General features: G+C 65.5%; 14 protein-coding genes. 10 read left to right on the top strand and 4 right to left on the bottom strand.

Features of this window, described 5'->3' with window-relative positions; translation table 11 throughout:
- Positions 1 to 64: 64 nt before the first annotated feature.
- Both BST42_RS26535 and BST42_RS26530 read right to left on the bottom strand, forming a co-directional pair.
- Positions 65 to 1972 carry an ABC transporter ATP-binding protein gene (locus BST42_RS26535; RefSeq protein ID WP_083122692.1) on the bottom strand — a complete coding sequence of 636 codons (1908 nt, stop codon included), beginning with the start codon at positions 1970 to 1972 and terminating at the stop codon, positions 65 to 67.
- Positions 1969 to 3723, bottom strand: coding sequence for an ABC transporter ATP-binding protein (locus BST42_RS26530; RefSeq protein WP_083122691.1), 1755 nt, complete (start codon positions 3721 to 3723; stop codon positions 1969 to 1971). The genes BST42_RS26535 and BST42_RS26530 overlap by 4 nt, the downstream gene beginning before the upstream one ends.
- A gap of 166 nt (positions 3724 to 3889) precedes the next feature.
- Between BST42_RS26530 and BST42_RS26525 the strand changes: the two genes are divergently transcribed.
- Together BST42_RS26525 and BST42_RS26520 are read left to right on the top strand one after the other, a co-directional pair.
- On the top strand, positions 3890 to 4447 hold the full coding sequence (locus BST42_RS26525; RefSeq protein WP_083122690.1) for a DUF3558 domain-containing protein: 558 nt from the start codon (positions 3890 to 3892) through the stop codon (positions 4445 to 4447).
- A 26-nt stretch (positions 4448 to 4473) separates the two neighbouring features.
- A complete protein-coding gene (locus tag BST42_RS26520) occupies positions 4474 to 4992 on the top strand; it encodes a DUF3558 domain-containing protein (protein ID WP_435406072.1) in 519 nt (172 codons plus the stop codon).
- Here BST42_RS26520 and BST42_RS26515 read toward each other — a convergent pair.
- On the bottom strand, positions 4989 to 5465 hold the full coding sequence (locus tag BST42_RS26515; RefSeq protein ID WP_083122718.1) for a SixA phosphatase family protein: 477 nt from the start codon (positions 5463 to 5465) through the stop codon (positions 4989 to 4991). The genes BST42_RS26520 and BST42_RS26515 overlap by 4 nt on opposite strands.
- Positions 5466 to 5605: 140 nt before the next feature.
- Here BST42_RS26515 and BST42_RS26510 point away from each other — a divergent pair, with 140 nt between their 5' ends.
- Both BST42_RS26510 and BST42_RS26505 read left to right on the top strand, forming a co-directional pair.
- On the top strand, positions 5606 to 6757 hold the full coding sequence (locus tag BST42_RS26510; RefSeq protein WP_083122688.1) for a metallophosphoesterase family protein: 1152 nt from the start codon (positions 5606 to 5608) through the stop codon (positions 6755 to 6757).
- Positions 6754 to 9375, top strand: a complete 2622-nt coding sequence (locus tag BST42_RS26505) for an AAA family ATPase (RefSeq protein WP_083122687.1) — start codon at positions 6754 to 6756, stop codon at positions 9373 to 9375. The genes BST42_RS26510 and BST42_RS26505 overlap by 4 nt, the downstream gene beginning before the upstream one ends.
- A gap of 17 nt (positions 9376 to 9392) precedes the next feature.
- On the opposite strand, the gene BST42_RS26500 is transcribed toward BST42_RS26505, so the two are convergent.
- A complete protein-coding gene (locus BST42_RS26500) occupies positions 9393 to 10307 on the bottom strand; it encodes a cupin domain-containing protein (RefSeq protein WP_083122686.1) in 915 nt (304 codons plus the stop codon).
- A gap of 286 nt (positions 10308 to 10593) precedes the next feature.
- On the opposite strand from BST42_RS26500, the gene BST42_RS26495 reads away from it, so the two are divergent.
- The 6 genes from BST42_RS26495 to BST42_RS26470 are packed head-to-tail and all read left to right on the top strand — an operon-like array spanning position 10594 to position 16825.
- Complete coding sequence (locus BST42_RS26495; RefSeq protein ID WP_083122685.1) at positions 10594 to 12060, top strand: YHS domain-containing protein; 1467 nt, start codon at positions 10594 to 10596, stop codon at positions 12058 to 12060.
- Positions 12061 to 12101: 41 nt separating this feature from the next.
- Positions 12102 to 13346: a ferritin family protein gene (locus tag BST42_RS26490; protein WP_083122684.1), complete on the top strand. Its 1245-nt coding sequence runs from the start codon at positions 12102 to 12104 to the stop codon at positions 13344 to 13346.
- Complete coding sequence (locus BST42_RS26485) at positions 13343 to 13660, top strand: MmoB/DmpM family protein (RefSeq protein WP_083122683.1); 318 nt, start codon at positions 13343 to 13345, stop codon at positions 13658 to 13660. The genes BST42_RS26490 and BST42_RS26485 overlap by 4 nt, the downstream gene beginning before the upstream one ends.
- Complete coding sequence (locus tag BST42_RS26480) at positions 13647 to 14018, top strand: (2Fe-2S) ferredoxin domain-containing protein (protein WP_083122682.1); 372 nt, start codon at positions 13647 to 13649, stop codon at positions 14016 to 14018. The genes BST42_RS26485 and BST42_RS26480 overlap by 14 nt, the downstream gene beginning before the upstream one ends.
- A gap of 4 nt (positions 14019 to 14022) precedes the next feature.
- Positions 14023 to 15252, top strand: coding sequence for an NADH-ubiquinone oxidoreductase-F iron-sulfur binding region domain-containing protein (locus tag BST42_RS26475; RefSeq protein WP_083122681.1), 1230 nt, complete (start codon positions 14023 to 14025; stop codon positions 15250 to 15252).
- Between the two features lie 10 nt (positions 15253 to 15262).
- Positions 15263 to 16825, top strand: a complete 1563-nt coding sequence (locus tag BST42_RS26470) for a purine-cytosine permease family protein (protein WP_083122680.1) — start codon at positions 15263 to 15265, stop codon at positions 16823 to 16825.
- The last annotated feature ends 28 nt before the right edge of the window (positions 16826 to 16853 follow it).

Raw genomic sequence — 16853 nt, 5'->3', positions numbered from 1 at the left:
GAATTCGCAGCGTATAAGAGGTTTGCTGAAATTGCGTGTTTACGACAATTTCCGCAGTGGCCCGTTAAACCTGCGTCATTGCGTAGTAGGCCCCGCGCCGGGCCAGCAATTCAGCATGGCTTCCGGTTTCGACGATCCGGCCCGCTTCCATGACAAGGATGCTGTCGGCGTCGCGGATGGTCGATAGTCGGTGGGCGATGATGAAACTGGTTCGGTCCCGGCGCAATTTGGTCATCGCATGCTGGATCAGCAGTTCGGTACGGGTGTCCACCGAACTGGTGGCCTCGTCGAGGATCAGCAGCTGGGGGCGGGCCAGGAACGCCCTCGCGATGGTGATCAGCTGCTTCTCGCCGGCACTGATGTTGCCGCCGTCATCGCTGACCCGGGTCTCATAGCCGTTGGGCAGCGTGTGGACGAATCGGTCGACGTAGGCCGCCCGCGCCGCCTCGATGACCTCGTCCTCACCTGCGCCGGGCCTTCCGTAGGCGATGTTCTCGGCGATCGTGCCGCCGAACAGCCAGGTGTCCTGCAGAACCATCCCGATTTGTGAGCGCAGCGACTCCCGGCTGACGTCTCTGATATCGGTACCGTCGAGCAGGATCCTCCCGGCGTCGACGTCGTAGAACCGCATCAACAGGTTGACCAGGGTGGTCTTGCCTGCCCCGGTCGGACCGACGATCGCGACTGTGCTGCCCGGCTCGGCGACCAGCGACAGGTCCTCGATCACCGGAGTGTCGGGTCGATAGCTGAACGACACATTCTGGAATTCGACGCGCCCGCCACCGTTGCCGGCCAACACCATTGGTACGTCCGGCGGTTCTTCGGGCTCGTCGAGAAAGTCGAAGACCCGTTCGGCGCTGGCCACCCCGGACTGCAGCGTGTTGTACATGCCGGCGACCTGGGTGAGCGGCTGGTTGAACTGGCGGACGTACTGGATGAAGGCCTGGATGCTGCCCAGCGTGATCTGGCCGGTGGCGACCTGATAACCGCCCACCACGGCAACCGCGACATAGCTCAGGTTCCCGATGAACGTCGTCGCGGGGGAGACCAGGCCGGAAAAGAACTGTGCACCAAAGCTTGCGTGGTAGACGTCCGAGTTGAACTCACGAAATTTCTCCTGGGCGGCGGCCCGGTGCCCGAAGGTCTTGACCACGGTGAAGCCGCTGTACGTCTCCTCGATGTGAGCGTTGAGCCTGCCGGTGTTGGTCCACTGGGCGATGAACATCCGCTGCGATCGGCGTGCGATCACCCGGGTCACCCACAGCGACAACGGAACCGTCACGACGGTGATCAATGCCAGCAGCGGCGAGATGCTCAGCATCATGGCCAGCACCGCAAGCACGGTCAGCACCGATGTCAGCAATTGGCTGATCGTCACCGACACCGAGGTCTGGATATTGTCCACATCGTTGGTGACGCGGCTGAGCAACTCGCCGCGCTGCCGGGAGTCGAAGTAGGACAACGGCAACCGGTGGATCTTGTCTTCGACCTCGGCGCGCAGCGCGGTGATGGTGCGCTGCACGATCACGTTGAGTAGCCGGGCCTGCGCCCAGATCAACAGTGCGGCAACCACGTACAGCGCAAGCGCCAACAGCAGAGTGTGGCCCACCGCGGTGAAGTCAACCCCACGGCCGGGGACCACATTGGTTCCGGACAGCAGGTCGGCGAACGTGGTGTCACCGCGCGCGCGGGCCGCCGCGACGGCTTCGTCTTTGGTGATCCCGGCCGGCAGCTGCCGGCCGATGACTCCGTTGAACAACAGGTCGGTCGCGTGCCCGAGGATGCGGGGACCGATGACACCGAGCGCGATCCCGGCGATGGACAAAGTGATGACGGCGGCGGTCGGCCACCGGTGCGGTGTCAGCCGCCGGATCAGCCGCAGCGCGGAACCGGTGAAGTCGCGCGATCGGGCCTGTCGAGGGTCTTGGCTCATCGCGCGCATGCCGCCGCCACGGAACGCCGGCCCGGTCATTGGCCGCCCCCGACGCCGACGTCGACCGACTGGGAGTCGACGAACTGCGCATACGTCTGACACTCGGCGAGCAGCGTGTCGTGGGTTCCTGCCCCGACCACCCGGCCGCCATCCATCACGACGATGGTGTCGGCGTGCATGACGGTCGAAATGCGCTGGGAGACAATGATCACCGTGGACGTCGCGGATTCTTCACGAAGCGCGGCTCGCACCCGGGCGTCGGTGTGAACGTCGAGTGCGGAGAACGCGTCGTCGAACAGGTAGATCGCCGGACGCCGGATCACCGCGCGCGCGATCGCCAGCCGCTGGCGTTGCCCGCCGGAAAAATTGATGCCCCCCTGCGCGACCCTCATCTCGAGACCGTCGGGATGGGCGCGGACGAAGTCGTCGGCCGCGGCAACCTGCAGCGCCCACCACATCTCGTCGTCGTCCACCACCTGTCCGGGGGCCGCGCCGAGCGCCAAATTGTCGGCGACGGTGCCGGAGAACAGATACCCCCGCTGCGGAACCAGACCCAGGGTGGCCCACAGGTGCTCGGGGTCGTAGTCGCGTACGTCGATGCCGTCGACCCGGATCGCGCCGTCGGTGACGTCGTAGAGCCGGCAGATCAGGGATATCAGCGTCGACTTCCCGGACCCGGTGCTCCCGACGATCGCCGTCGTCGTCCCGGGCCGCGCGGTCAGCGAAACATCCTCCAGCACAGGGCGCTCCGCACCCGGGTAGCAGAACGTCGCATTGTCGAGAGTGACCGCACCGCGGATACCGCCGTCCGGGAGCTGTGGCGAGGCGGGGCTGCTGATCGCAGGCTCGGTGTTCAGAACTTCGGTGATGCGTTCGGCGCAGACCGAGGCCCTGGGCAGCATCACCAGAATCAGGGTGGCCATCAGCACGGCCATCAGGATCTGCATGAAATAGGACAGGAACGCGATCAGCGAGCCCACCTGCATGTGTCCGGAGTCGATGCGCAGGCCGCCGAACCAGATCAGGGCGACGCTGGAGATGTTGATGGTCAAGGTGGTCACCGGCAGCATCAGCGCCTGCCACTTGCCGGCGGCCAGCGCCGTGTTGGAGACGGCCGCATTGGCGACCGCGAACCGGTCGCGCTCGAACGGTTCCCGGGCGAACGCCCGGATCACCCGGATACCCGAGAGCTGTTCGCGCATCACCCGGTTGATGCCATCGATCAGCCGCTGCATGCTGCGGAAGATCGGCAGCATCCGCGACACGATCCAGAAGTTGGACAGCGCCAGAATCGGAACGCTGACGAGTAGAAGCCACGACAGCCCGGCGTCCTGATGGATCGCCATGATGATGCCGCCGACGCACATGATCGGTGCCGTCACCAGTGTCGTCGTGGTCATCTGGATGAGCACCTGGATCTGCTGGACGTCGTTGGTCGTCCGGGTCAGCAGCGACGGCGCCCCGAACCGCGCGGTCTCCCGCTCGGAGAACGTGGTGACGTGGTGAAACATCGCCGAGCGCAGGTCGCGGCCGAACCCCATGCCGGTCCGGGAACCGAAGTAGACCGCGACCACCGCGCACACCACCTGCAGTCCGGTGACGGCCAGCATGACCAGCCCGAGTTCGGTGATCAGTCCGGTGTCGCCCTTGGCCACCCCGTCGTCGATGATCGCGGCGTTGACGGTCGGCAGATACAAGGAGGCCAGCGTGCTGACGGTCTGCAGCGCCATCACCGCGGCGACCAGCCACCGGTACGGCCGGACATACTGTCTCAGCAGTGCCAGGAGCATTTCGCTACTGTTGCACACCGCCTCAACTTGGCCGCGCGAAGTTGTTGCACCCGTGTCCGGAGTTGTTGCACCAAGGTTCCGGCAAAGCGCCAGGTCAAGCGGCCTGTCGGTGGTTGTGTCGAGGGCCTGCCGCTACAGTGCATGCTGTGACTTGCAGCAGGTGCGCATGACAGGGACGCGCAAACTCGCGTTGGCCGCCGGGGTGGTAGCCATCGCGGCCTCTATCGGCGCATGCTCGGACTCGGGCAGCGGCCCCGGCCAGCCACAGAGTTCGCAGGCTCCCGCGCCGCAGTCGGCCAACGCCAAACACGGTCCGATGTTCCCCGAATGCGGTGGCATCACCGATCAGACGATGGCCGAGCAGACGCGGGTGACCGGCTTGGTGAACACGGCGAAGAACTCCGTCGGCTGCCAGTGGCTGGCCGGCGGCGGGATCCTGGGGCCGCACTTCTCCTTCACCTGGTACCGGGGCAGCCCGATCGGGCGGGAACGCAAGACCGAGGAGCTGTCGCGCACCAGCGTCGAGGACATCAACATCGAGGGCCACAGCGGGTTCATCGCCGTCGGCACCGATCCGACTCTGGGGGACAACCTGTGCGAGGTCGGCATCCAGTTCAACGACGACTTCATCGAATGGTCGGTCAGCTTCAACGAGAAGCCCTTCCCGCCGGCCTGCGACGTGGCCAAGGAATTGACCCGCCAATCGATCGTGAATTCCAAATGAGCCCGCGCCGGTCGGTCGCCGGGTTGATGGCGGCGGTCTCAGCGCTGGTTCTGGTCAGCGGCTGCGCCAAGACGGTGGACGGCACCGCGGCCAAGTCGGGCTCGGGCAGCGTGCCGCGCAACGACAACTCGGCGCAGCAGTACCCGAACCTGCTCAAGGAATGTGACGTCCTCACCACCGACATCCTGGCCAAGACGGTGGGCGCCGATCCGCTCGACATCCAGAGCACCTTCGTCGGTGCGGTCTGCCGCTGGCAGGCCGCCAACCCGGCCGGCCTGGTCGACATCACCCGCTTCTGGTACGAGCAGGGCAGCCTCGACAATGAGCGTTCGGTCGGTCAGTTCCTCAAGTACCAGATCGAGAACCGGTCGATCGCCGGTGTGCCGTCGATCGTGATGCGGACCAGCGATCCCAACGGTGGCTGCGGCGTCGCCAGCGATGCAGGCGGTGTCGTCGGATGGTGGGTCAACCCGCAGGCCCCCGGCATCGACGCGTGCGGTCAGGCCATCAAGCTGATGGAACTGACGCTGGCCACCAACTCCTAGCGCGGCACGTGGAATGAGGTCAGCTCGGCGCTGCTGAGTTCCAGCGCCGCCCAGCCGACGTGCACCCGCAGCACCGCGATGGCCGACGTCGGGTACTTGATAGCGATGCCCTCGGCCGCGGCGCGATCCGAGCGGTCGGGATCGGCCAAGCCGAGTGACAGCTGGCTCATCGTCGGTTCGTGGCCGACCACCATCAGCGTCGCGACATCGTCGGGCACCTGGTTGATTTCGAGGAGCATCGTTCCCGGAGTGGCGCCGTAGAGCCGTTGAGAGTAGGTGACCGGCGCGGTGATACCCGTGCGCTCGAGGGTTTGGCGGGTGCGGGTCGCCGTGGAGCACAGCACCAGATCGATCGCCGGAATGTTGGCCCGCAGCCAGTCGCCGGCGAGACCGCCCTCTCGGATACCGCGGGACGCCAGCGGCCGGTCGTGATCGGGCACCCCGTTCGGGTAGTCCGACTTGGCGTGGCGCATCAGGACGAGCGTGCGTTCTCCGGCAGTCACCGGCCCAGGCTAAACCCCGATCGGTACATGCCGGACGAGGTCCACGGACTTGTCGGCGCCGCGCCCTACACTCGCCGCAGCACCCACCGAGAACAGGAAGGAGCCCGCGAATGCGATTTCTGCACACCGCCGACTGGCAACTCGGCATGACGCGGCATTTCCTGGAAGGTGAAGCCCAGCCGCGGTACTCGGCCGCCCGGCGCGATGCGGTGGCCGGCCTCGGCGCGCTGGCGCGGCAGACCTCCGCGGAGTTCGTCGTCGCGGCCGGTGACGTGTTCGAGCACAACCAGCTTGCGCCCAAGGTGGTCAGCCAGTCCCTGGAAGCGATGCGCGCCATCGGTGTTCCGGTGTACCTGCTGCCGGGCAACCACGATCCTCTCGACGCGTCGTCGGTGTACACCAGTGCTCTGTTCCGAGCCGAATGCCCGGACAACGTCACTGTGCTGGATCGCGACGGGGTCTGGGAGGTGCGTCCCGGGGTGCAGTTGGTCGCGGCGCCGTGGCGCACCAAGGCGCCGACCACCGACCTGGCCGCCGCGGTGCTGGCGGGCCTTCCGGCCGACGGCACCGCGCGCGTGCTGGTAGCCCACGGCGGGGTCGACGTGCTCGATCCCGATCCCGGTAAGTCCTCGCTGATCCGGATGGCCGCCGTGGCCGAGGCTGTCGATCGCGGCGCGGTCCACTATGTCGCCTTGGGGGACAAGCACTCCCGCACCTGCGTCGGTGACAGTCGCAGGGTGTGGTACTCGGGCTCGCCGGAAGTGACCAACTTCGATGACGTCGAGGCCGATCCTGGTCATGTCCTGCTGGTCGACATCGACGAGGCGGACCCTGCGCATCAGGTAACCGTCGAATCCCACCATGTCGGACGGTGGCGGTTCGTCACGTTGCACCGCCAGGTCGACGACACCCGGGACATCGCCGATCTCGACCTCAACCTGGATCTGCTGGCAGACAAGGACCGCACTGTCGTGCGATTGGGGTTGACCGGCTCGCTGACCGTCACCGACCGTGCGGCGCTGGATGCCTGCCTGGACAAGTACGCTCGGTTGTTCGCCTGGCTGGGCACCTGGGAACGGCATACCAACATCGCAGTCATGCCTGCCGACGGTGAGTTCGACGATCTCGGCATCGGTGGGTTCGCCGCGGCCGCCGTCGACGAGTTGGTCAGCACCGCCCGCTCCGGTGACGACGAAGCCGCCCAGGATGCCCAGAGCGCGCTCGGGCTGTTGCTGCGGCTGGCGGGCGGGAGTGCTGCATGAAACTGCACCGGTTGGCCCTGACCAACTATCGCGGAATCACCCACCGCGACATCCAGTTTCCCGACCATGGCGTTGTCGTCGTGTGCGGTGCCAATGAAATCGGCAAGACGTCGATGATCGAGGCGCTCGACCTGCTGCTGGAATCGAAGGACCGCTCGACGAAGAAAGACGTCAAGCAGGTCAAGCCGACGCACGCCGACGTCGGATCCGAGGTGCTCGCCGAAATCAGCACCGGGCCATACCGTTTCGTCTACCGGAAACGTTTCCACAAGAAGTGCGAGACCGAACTCACGATCTCGGCGCCCCGACGCGAACAGCTCACCGGAGACGAGGCGCACGAGCGGGTCCTGGCCATGCTCGGGGAGACGGTGGACACCGAGTTGTGGCATGCGCAACGGGTTCTGCAGGCCGGCTCGACGGCGGCGGTGGACCTGTCCGAATGCGACGCCCTCTCGCGGGCACTGGATTTGGCGGCGGGCGACGACGCCGCACTCTCGGGCACCGAACCCCTGCTGATCGAACGGATCGACGCCGAATACGGCAAGTACTTCACGGCGACCGGCCGGCCGACCGGTGAGTGGGCGGCGGCGATCGCGCAGCTGCGTGCGGCCGACGAGGACGTAGCCAGGTGCGCGGCCGCGGTCGCCGAAGTCGATGAACGGGTGCGCAGGCATGCCGACCTCGCCGAGCGGAAAGCCGCGCTCACCGATCGCGGCCCGAGTGTCGCCCAGCGGCTGACCGACGCGCAGACGGCGGCCACCGCGCTGGCCGCGCTCGGCGACCAGCTGCGCCAAGCTGAGCTGGTGGCGACCGCGGCGCAGGGCACCTGTGCCGCATCGAGCGCCGCGCAGGCGCAACGGGCTCGCCTGCGCGAGGATGTGGCAGCCCGCACCGCGGCCGTTGCCGAGATCCAGTCGCGGCTGGCAGCCGCGATCGAGGCCGAACACACTGCCCGCGAAGTCGTCGAAATGGCTTGTGCGGCAACGGCGGAGTCGACCGCTGCCCTCGCCGCCGCCGAGAAGACCGTCGACGAGGCCCGGCGGGTGGTGGATGCGCTGGCCGCCGACGAGCAGGCGCAGCGCCTCGCCGCGCGGTTGGAGCGGATCGCGACTATCGAGCAACAGCTGGCCACCCTGACCCAGGAGCTCTCCGGGATCACGCTGACTGCCGACGTGATGGCCGATGTCGAGTCGGCTGCAGCGCTCGTCGAGCGGATCCAGGCACAGCTCACCGCCACCGCGACGACGGTGGAGTTCACCGCGGCCACCGACCTCGAGCTGACGGTGGGGGAGCAGACCATCCGGCTGGCTGCAGGGCAGAGCTGGGCGCCGCCGACCTCGTCGCCGACAGCAGTCGAGCTGCCCGGAGTGCTCAGCGTGCGGATCGATCCGGGTGCAACCACCTCCAGTGTTCAGGCCAAACTGGATGCGGCCCAGCACATTCTGGCTGAAGCGTTGCGGCAGGGCGGCGCCGGCGATCTCGAGGGTGCGCGGGATCTCGACCGGCGCCGCAGAGAACTCGTCAGCAATCGCGATCAGTTGGCCGCGACACTGGCCGGATTGTGCGAGGACGAAGGGGCGGTGGAGATGCGCGCGCGGCTGGCATCTCTGCGTGAGGCGATCTCGCCTGTCCTGCTGACCGCGGGTGTCGACGGCGCCGCCGCGCGCGCGGCGTTCGTGAGCGCCATCGAGTCGCGTGAAACCGCACGTGCCGACGCCGATTTGCATCAACGGGCGATGGCGGGTGCCAACATTCGGCTAACCGAAAGCAGTACTGCGGCAACGGTTCTGCGCGCCAAGGTGACCGACGCCAGTGCTGAACTCGAGGCGGCGAGAGAGCGGCTGGCAGCGGTGCGGGCCGGCAGTGATGACGAGCAGCTGGCCGCACAGGCGGCGGCCGACGTCGAGGCTCAACGCCAGGCCGATGCCGCGGTGGCCGAGCTGGCCGGCGCGTATGCCGCCTGCGACCCCGCTGCCGTACAAGCGGAGCTCGCCGCGGCCAGTTCCGCAGCCGCCGCGCTGGAGGGTGAGCACGCGCAGGTGGGCCAGGCGCTCAATGACATCACCGTCGAGCTCGGCATCATCGGCAACGAGGGGCGACAAGGCAGCCTCGACACCGCCCAGATCGCCCGCGAACATGCCTTCGCCGAGCATTCCCGGGTGTCTCGTCGGGCGCGGGCTGCACAGTTGTTGCGGTCGGTGATGGCCCGTCACCGGGACAACACCCGGCAGCGATACGTCGCACCGTTCCGCAGCGAGATCGAGCGGCTGGGCCGTCCGGTGTTCGGGCCGAGCTTCGAAGTCGAGATCGACAGCGATCTGCGAATCTGCAACCGCACCTTGGACGGTCGGACTGTTCCCTACGACTCGCTGTCCGGCGGGGCGAAAGAACAACTCGGCATTCTGGCCCGGCTGGCGGGTGCGGCGCTGGTCGCGAAGGAAGACTCCGTACCGGTTGTCATCGACGACGCGCTCGGCTTCACCGACCCGGACCGGCTGACGAAGATGGGTGCGGTGTTCGACTCTGTCGGAGACAACGGACAGGTGATCGTGCTGACCTGCACGCCGGCCCGCTACCTGGGTGTGCAGGACGCCCACGTCATCGAACTCATCGCCTGAGGCGGTGCGGCCTGCGCTCAGAAGGTGCGCGGCGTATTGATCCAGAGGACGGTGGTCGGCTCGTCGCCGGGATTGCCAAATTCGTGGGCGCGTTCGCTGCGATAGCTCATCGAGTCGCCGGGGTTAAGGTAGTACTCGTCGCTGCCGTCGAGGCATAGGTACAGCTGCCCGCTCATCACGTAGAAGAACTCCTCGCCTTCGTGTGAGATCGCACCGTCGCTACCGCAACCGGGCTGGAACGTGAAAAGCAGTGGCTCGAGGTTGCTTCCGGCCGTTGACAAGTCCTCGATCCGCACACCCTTGTCGCTGTCGAGTACGCGGCGGTCGTGGACCCGAACCAGCGGAGAGCACGGTGCTTCGTACGATTCGGACATCAGGCCGAGGACGTTGGTGTTGAAAACGGCACCGATTTTCTGCAACGACGCGATCGACGGCGCGGCAGCCCCTCGTTCCACCGAACTGATGTAGGACGCGCTCAGCCCGGTCGAACTGGACAGGTCTCGCAGTGTCAGGCCGCGTTCTTTACGGAGGTCGCGGATGGCGCTGCCGATGCTGCGCGATTGGGAAGACGGAGCGGTCAGCGCGGCAGGAACCCCTGCCGAGTAGCCCGGTCCGTTCAGGATCCGGCGTACGCCCTCGGCGTTGACCCCACCAGCCGTTAGCGACTGGATGCGCTGCATGCGTTCGATGTCGGCGATCGAGTACACCCGATACCCTGACGGCGTACGGGACGGCGTGACGAGCTGTTGTTGCTCCCACGCGCGCAATTGCACGGGGGTCGCGCCCACAAGTTGGGCGGCCTGCTGAATGTAGATGCCCTGGCCGTCGGCGGCAGGTGGCTTAACCTCCTTGGCGGCGGCCCGAGGGCGGCCCGAACGGCGCGGTACATGGCCGTCGTGATGGCCGTTGGTTGCCGTGACATCCGTCGTCACGTCCGGCCTCCCTTCGCGGTGCTGTCAGCCGTGCGCTCAGCTCACCGAGCCTAACGCCGCACGCCCCGTCGACGGTGATGCGACTCGTGCTGAACGGCGTGAGCAGCCCAAATGGACGGATCTACCGCAACATGATTGAAACTTTCGCGAACGCAGCCGTAACACCTGCGCTCTAACCTTCAGTAATTCCAACAACCTTTGACCGGCAACTCCATATGAACAACCTTGATTCAAGTTATGAAGGTTGACGTACAGGCGACGCGCATAAACCGAGATTGGAGCTTTCATGAAGTCCCGCGAGCAATACCAGCGGCTGACGCATTCCCTGCATTGGGATCCGACCTATGTCGGCGATGACGCCTATATCCCAGAAGAGTGGCGCACAGCTTGTTCGATGCCCGATTGGAAGAAGTTCAACGATCCTTTCCAGATCTTGTTCGAGGACTACATCCGCATCCAGGCCGAGAAGGAGGACAAGTTTCACGCCGTGCGCGACGCCGGAGCCCGCTTCGGGCATATCGGACGCGTCGACCCTCGGTGGGTGGAGGCGATGAAGTCGTTCAACACTGCCTTGACCTACAGCGAGTACTACAACTATCGCGGGCATGTTCGGGTTGCACGGTTCGCCCCCGCGCCTGCGATCCGGATCGCGTCGATGGTCCAAGCCATGGATGAGCGCCGTCACGCCGAAGAGGCGATCTATCAAGCCAAGGACTACGCCAAACACCACGAAAGCGGATTCCTGCTACCCAAAGACCGCATCACCTTCTTCGAACGACACTGGTACTTCCAAGGTGACCGTTCGTTCTTCGAGGACCTGATCACCACGGACCCGATCGAAGCGATCATCGGCACCAACTTGGTCTTCGAGACGGCGTTCACGAACCTGCTGTTCATCGCGGCCCCGGCCGCCGGAGTTGCCAACGGAGACTTCGGATTCGGGCAGGCGCACCTGACCATTCAGAGCGACGAGACCCGGCATATGGCGCTCGGACAGTCGGTCGCCCGAGCCATGCTGCAATTCGGTGACACGAACCTGTCGCTCATCCAGGACTGGATGGACAAGTGGTTCTGGCGCTGCCACCGCCTGCTGCTGGCCGTGGTCAGCCCGGTACTCGACTACTTCCCCAAGAAGAAGCCGATCTCCTACAAGGAGGCGTTCCGCCGTTATGTCCTCGAGGATTTCATCGAGGGCTACGTGTCCGAACTGTCTCAGTTCGGACTGCAACCGCCACGCCATCTCGCCCAAGCGCTCGCCGAGGTTGAGCACGGCTCGCACACCATCTGGCGAAGCCTCTACACCACCCGTGACCAGTTGTGGTTCGACGTGCACCAACCAACCGAGGATGACTTGGCCTGGTTGCACGACAAGTACCCGGCCTTCGGGCCCAGCCATGCGGCATTCTGGCGGGCGGCGGCCGACGGCGCGGTCGTCGATGCAGACACCCTTCCGATGATCTGTGACCTGTGCAAGTTCCCGTGCACATTCCCCGAGCCGGCCACCGCGAAGGCGTATCCGGTCGACTATGCCGGACAGCGATATTGGTTCTGCTCCGAGGGATGCCAGTGGATCTTCGGACGGGAGTCGGCGAAATACGTTCGCAGCAACGAGCCCTCGGCGCTGCTGCTGGCCGATAAGGACCCCACCTGGGTGGCACAGTTCCTCAACATCACCCCCGACGGCACGCCGCTAGGCGGCACGCATGCGCCCGACGGCTACTTCCCGGCCATGCCGGTGCCGGCCACCATCTAGTAACCCAAGCCCAAACGCCCTATCTCACAGAGAGCTGATTCATGCTGATTTATTCGAGGATTGTGGGGGAGGCCGCGCCGGAAGCGTTCGTTCTGGCCGGGGACGACCCCACTGTCGCTGACCTACTCGGCCGAGTCGGCGCAGCCCGATCCGCACAGGGACGCGTCGTCGAGCTCGTGGTACCAGGTGCGGTGTCCACCGCCACGCTGGCCGATCTTGGTATCACCGATGGTGCTCTCGTCGACGTCCGCGCTATTGGCGAGCCTGTTCCCGATACCACTGCACCCGCCAAGCCGGACATCGACATCGAGGCAATTCGGATGCCGATCAACGGTTCTCGTCGCCTGAACGAATATGAGGAAGCCACCCGGCTGTTGCAGTGGCATGCCCCCTACCACATCGACGGCGACCGCCCGGCCCATCAGGTCTGGACTTCCGACAGCACCGCGTTGAGGTGCACCGACTGGGAGGCCTACCGCAGCCCGGACAAGCTCTACTACCGCACCTACACAACGAAGCAATCCCGAGCGGGGCGCAGCGTGGCCACCGCGTTCGAATTCGCTGCCGCCGATGCGCAACTCGGCTCGGTGACGGCGGACCGGGTCACGTTGCTGCGGAATGTGCTGGGGCCCCTGCAATATCCCGACTGGGGTCTGTGTGTGACGCACCAGCACACCACGCGGTTCGCCCTCTCGTCATGGATCGCCGGGGCGACGTCGTTCATGATGTTCGACGAACTTCGGCACGCCCAGCTCTATGGCCGACTCGCGATGGCTTACGGCGAACACCACGACGGTTTCGACGATCCGGCGCCGGCGTGGATGGAAAATTCTGTATTCCAGCCCACTCGCAGACTCGTCGAGGAGATCATGGCGACCCTCGATTGGGGCAAGGCGATCATCCTGGCCGACATCGTCTTCGAACCGCTGCACACCGCCGCCGCGAACGCCCTTCTGACTACCGGGTCGTTGGCGGCCGGAGACAGTCTCACGCCCTTTGTATGTCAAAGCATCGGTGAGGACAAGGCCCGTCATCGGGAGAGTGCGGCAGCATTCTTGCGATTGCTGACCGGTGACGAGCTCCACGCTGTGCACAACCGTGACCTGATCGGCGAGTGGGTCGCCGATCTGCTCCCCCGAGCGCATTCAGCGGCGATTGAGCTGGCCGGCGTCGGCGGGGCCAGTGCGGACGTGTTCGCCGAACCGCTGAGCTGGATCTCCTCGCAGCTCAAGGACTGTCACATCACCACGCCAATGCTTTCAGCACTCGAGGAGGTATCGGTATGAGCTCGCACGTCGCTCGCTCGGTGGTGGGCATCGAAATGATGGCCGGCGAGGAATGCGATGCCATCGTCGCTGCCGTCGTCCAAGACATTCCCACGGCGTCGGTCGTCCAGATGCCTGGGATGGTGTTGCTCGACGTCCCCGACCGCATGGTGATCCACGCCACCACCGTCTCGGACTACCTGGGTCGAGACTGGGACAGTCGCGACCTGAACCAGGTCGTCTCGGCCTACCGAGGCTACTTCACCCGCTGGGACGCCGATCAGGTCGTGCTGTCCTGGGACGCTGACGATCCCGGAGACGATGTCCGTGTATGACGACCTGAGTTCCGAGGATCGAATCATCCACGTGTGCGTCAACGTCGACTGTGCCATGCGCGGCTCCGAGGAGCTTCGCGACCGGCTCCGGGCTGCGGCCGAAGAGGCGGGTTCCGACGTGGAGGTCAACGACTACATCTGCTTCGCCGCGTGTGAACAGGGTCCCAACTTGTTGATCGAACACCGGCGGGCCTTCTACAGCGATGTCGATCCCTCCCACGCCGAGGCGATCATCGCCCACGCCGATGGCGGTGCTGCCATCGAAAGCATCGACCGCAGTTCCACTTTCATCGCCCGCAAAATCTTCAACATGCTCGACGCAGGGTTCAAGCCGGGCGACCTGAGCCTGTCGGACTGACCCGATGACCACTGAACTGTTGTTGCCGCCACGCAGGTACGGCCTCGATGACTACCTTGCCCAGGGTGGCTACCGCGTCCTTGGCGCCGTGGTGGCCGACCCTGACCTGGGTCAGGCCGTGCTGGCCCGCACAACCCTCTCGGGTCTGGGCGGAGCGCATTTTTCGTTCGCCCGCAAGTTCACCGCAGTGCTCGACCAGCTGGCACCACGTGCTGTGCTGTGCAATGCCGCTGAGGATGAGCCCGGCAGCGGAAAGGATCGCGCGCTGTTATCCATCAATCCACACGTCGTCATCGAAGGCACTCTGATCGCGGCGGCGGCTCTGGGCGCAACTGATGTGGTGTTCTACGTCAGCGCGACTTCGACGACTGAATTGAAGAGCCTCACAGCCGCATTGGCCGAAAGCGGCATCGATTTGCTGCTGCCCGACGTCGAGGTCCGGGTCGTCACTGCGCCGGATCGGTACGTCGCCGGCGAGGCCAGCGCGGCGATCAACGTCGTCGACGGAGGCGAGGGTAAACCGACCGGACAGCCGCCGTACCCGAGCGAACGAGGAATTGGCGGACGGCCCACCCTGGTCGCCAACGCGGAGACGCTCGCCAATCTGGCGCGCATCATCCGTGCAGCCCAGCGCGGCGCGGACCCGGTGTGGACCAGATTGGCAACTGTCACAGGGGATGTCGTCGCCCCGGGGGTATACGAAATCCGGCCCGACGTGGACACGTTCACGACCCTGATCGCCCGTGCCGGCGGGCTGAGTGGATATGGCGAACTCAAGGCAGTGCAGCCTGGGGGCCCCTCGAGCAGTTTCATTACGGCCGACGCCGCCGACATCGCGGTGTGTGACGCCGACATTCGATCGGCCGGTTCGCAACCTGGCTGCCTGGCGGTGCGGGTTGTGGCCACCAGCACCTGTGTCGTCGAGATCTGCGAAGAGATCACCGATTTCTTCGCGCGCCAACAGTGCGGGCAATGCCCGCCCTGCCGAATGAAAACCCAGACGTATCACCGGACCGTCCAGCAGGTTGCCTCAGGAAAGGGATCCTGGGAGCTGCTGGACAAACTCACCCACGTCGAAGAGTTCGTCGTCGACATGCCCCGTAAGTGTTCCCTCATCGACATGCCGACGCCGCCGGTCGATTCAGCCCGCTCCCTGTTTCCCGCCGACTTCGCAGCCCACATCGAACACGGTCACTGTGCTGCGAACCTCACCGCTACCCCCGCCGCCCATTAAGGAGCTTGACATGTCTGTCTCAACACCACCCGCCGCCGGCGGCGTCGACCAGGTCGGCCGCATCGAAACCCGTGGCGTCGACTACATACCCGAAGCCGAACGTCATTCCAGACCCCGGGAGCTGACCGCCGTTTTCTTCGGAACCCAATTGTGCTTCGGGATCATCGTTTTGGGCTACTTGCCGGTCTCCTTCGGGCTGGGGTGGTGGGGCTCAATCACCTCCACTCTGGTCGGTCTGGCGGTCGGATCGGCGATGTTCGCTCCGCTCGCATTGCTGAGCACCCGCACCGGCACCAACAGTGCTGTCAGCAGTGGTGCCCACTTCGGGGTGGTCGGCCGTATCGTCGGCTCACTGGTGGGTATCTTTACTGCCATCGGCTTCTACGCCCTGACGGTGTGGACCGGCGGCCAAGCGCTCGTGGCCGGGCTGAACAGACTCGTCGGGTTGCCGGACAGCGCCGCGGTGTCGGCTGTGGCCTACGCCCTCATCGCCGCCCTGACGCTGTTGGTGGCGATCTACGGACATGCCAACGTCGTACTCGCCAACCGAATTCTGGTTCCGACGATGGGAATTCTGCTGCTCGTCGGTGTCGTCGTGCTCGCTCCGAAGTTCGTCGCCGCCGGACCCGGTACAGAGTTGCTGCTGGGCAGTTATCCCGCCACCTGGCTGTTGTCGGCGACCACGGCAGCCTCCCTGCCGATTTCGTACTCGCCCTACGTCGGGGACTACACCCGCTACATCAGTGCTCGCCGTTACCGGCCCGGCGTGGTCGTGGCCGCCGCCGGTGGGGGCATGTTCTTCGGCTGTGCGGTGGCGCTGTGCTTCGCCATCTACGTCGCCATGGCCTTCCCCGCCGACGTGACGGACTGGGTCGCTGGATTCGTGTCGGTGTCACCGACGGCCTTCACCGCCGCGATCGTTGTCATCGCCCTGATCGGTTCCTGCGCACAAGCCGCCCTCTGCGTATACGGCACCGGCCTGGACACCTCGTCGATCTTTCCGCGGCTCAAGCGGGTTCCCGCCACGCTGTTGATCGGAGCCGCGGGGACGGTGCTGGTCTATATCGGGGCCTTCGTCTACAACCTTGTCGCAGCGGCCACCGCTTTCCTGATCCTTCTGCTGGTTGTGACCGCACCGTGGCTGGTCATCAACCTGCTGGGGTATGCCTTCACCCGCGGCCGCTACTACACGCAGGATCTCCAGGTTTTCAATCTGCAGCCGCGAATCGCCGGTGGCGCCTACTGGTTCAGCCGGGGCTGGAACATCGCGGGCATGGCAGCGTGGCTGGTCTCGACCGTCATCGGCATGATGTTCGTCAACACGACTCTCTATGTCGGGCCGTGGGCCAACGCGGCCGGCGGGATCGACCTGAGCTTCATCTCCGCCGCGGTCATCGGGGGAGTGCTCTATTCAATCCTGGCGCATGCGATCCCAGGCAGCATTGTCGTCCCTGACACGGTCAGCGAAGAGAATGACGTCGCACGGCTGCACGCCCTGATGTCGCAGGTGGCCACCGTCACCCCGGAGCGAGAGCCGATCGCCCGCGCGGTGCCGGTCGCCGACGCCACCTGACCGTTCCGATAGGCCTAGATCGACCCAA

The sequence above is a fragment of the Mycolicibacterium rhodesiae genome, assembly GCF_002086695.1.
Taxonomy (GTDB): Bacteria; Actinomycetota; Actinomycetes; order Mycobacteriales; family Mycobacteriaceae; genus Mycobacterium; species Mycobacterium rhodesiae.
This window is presented reverse-complemented; position numbering and strand designations above follow the sequence as displayed.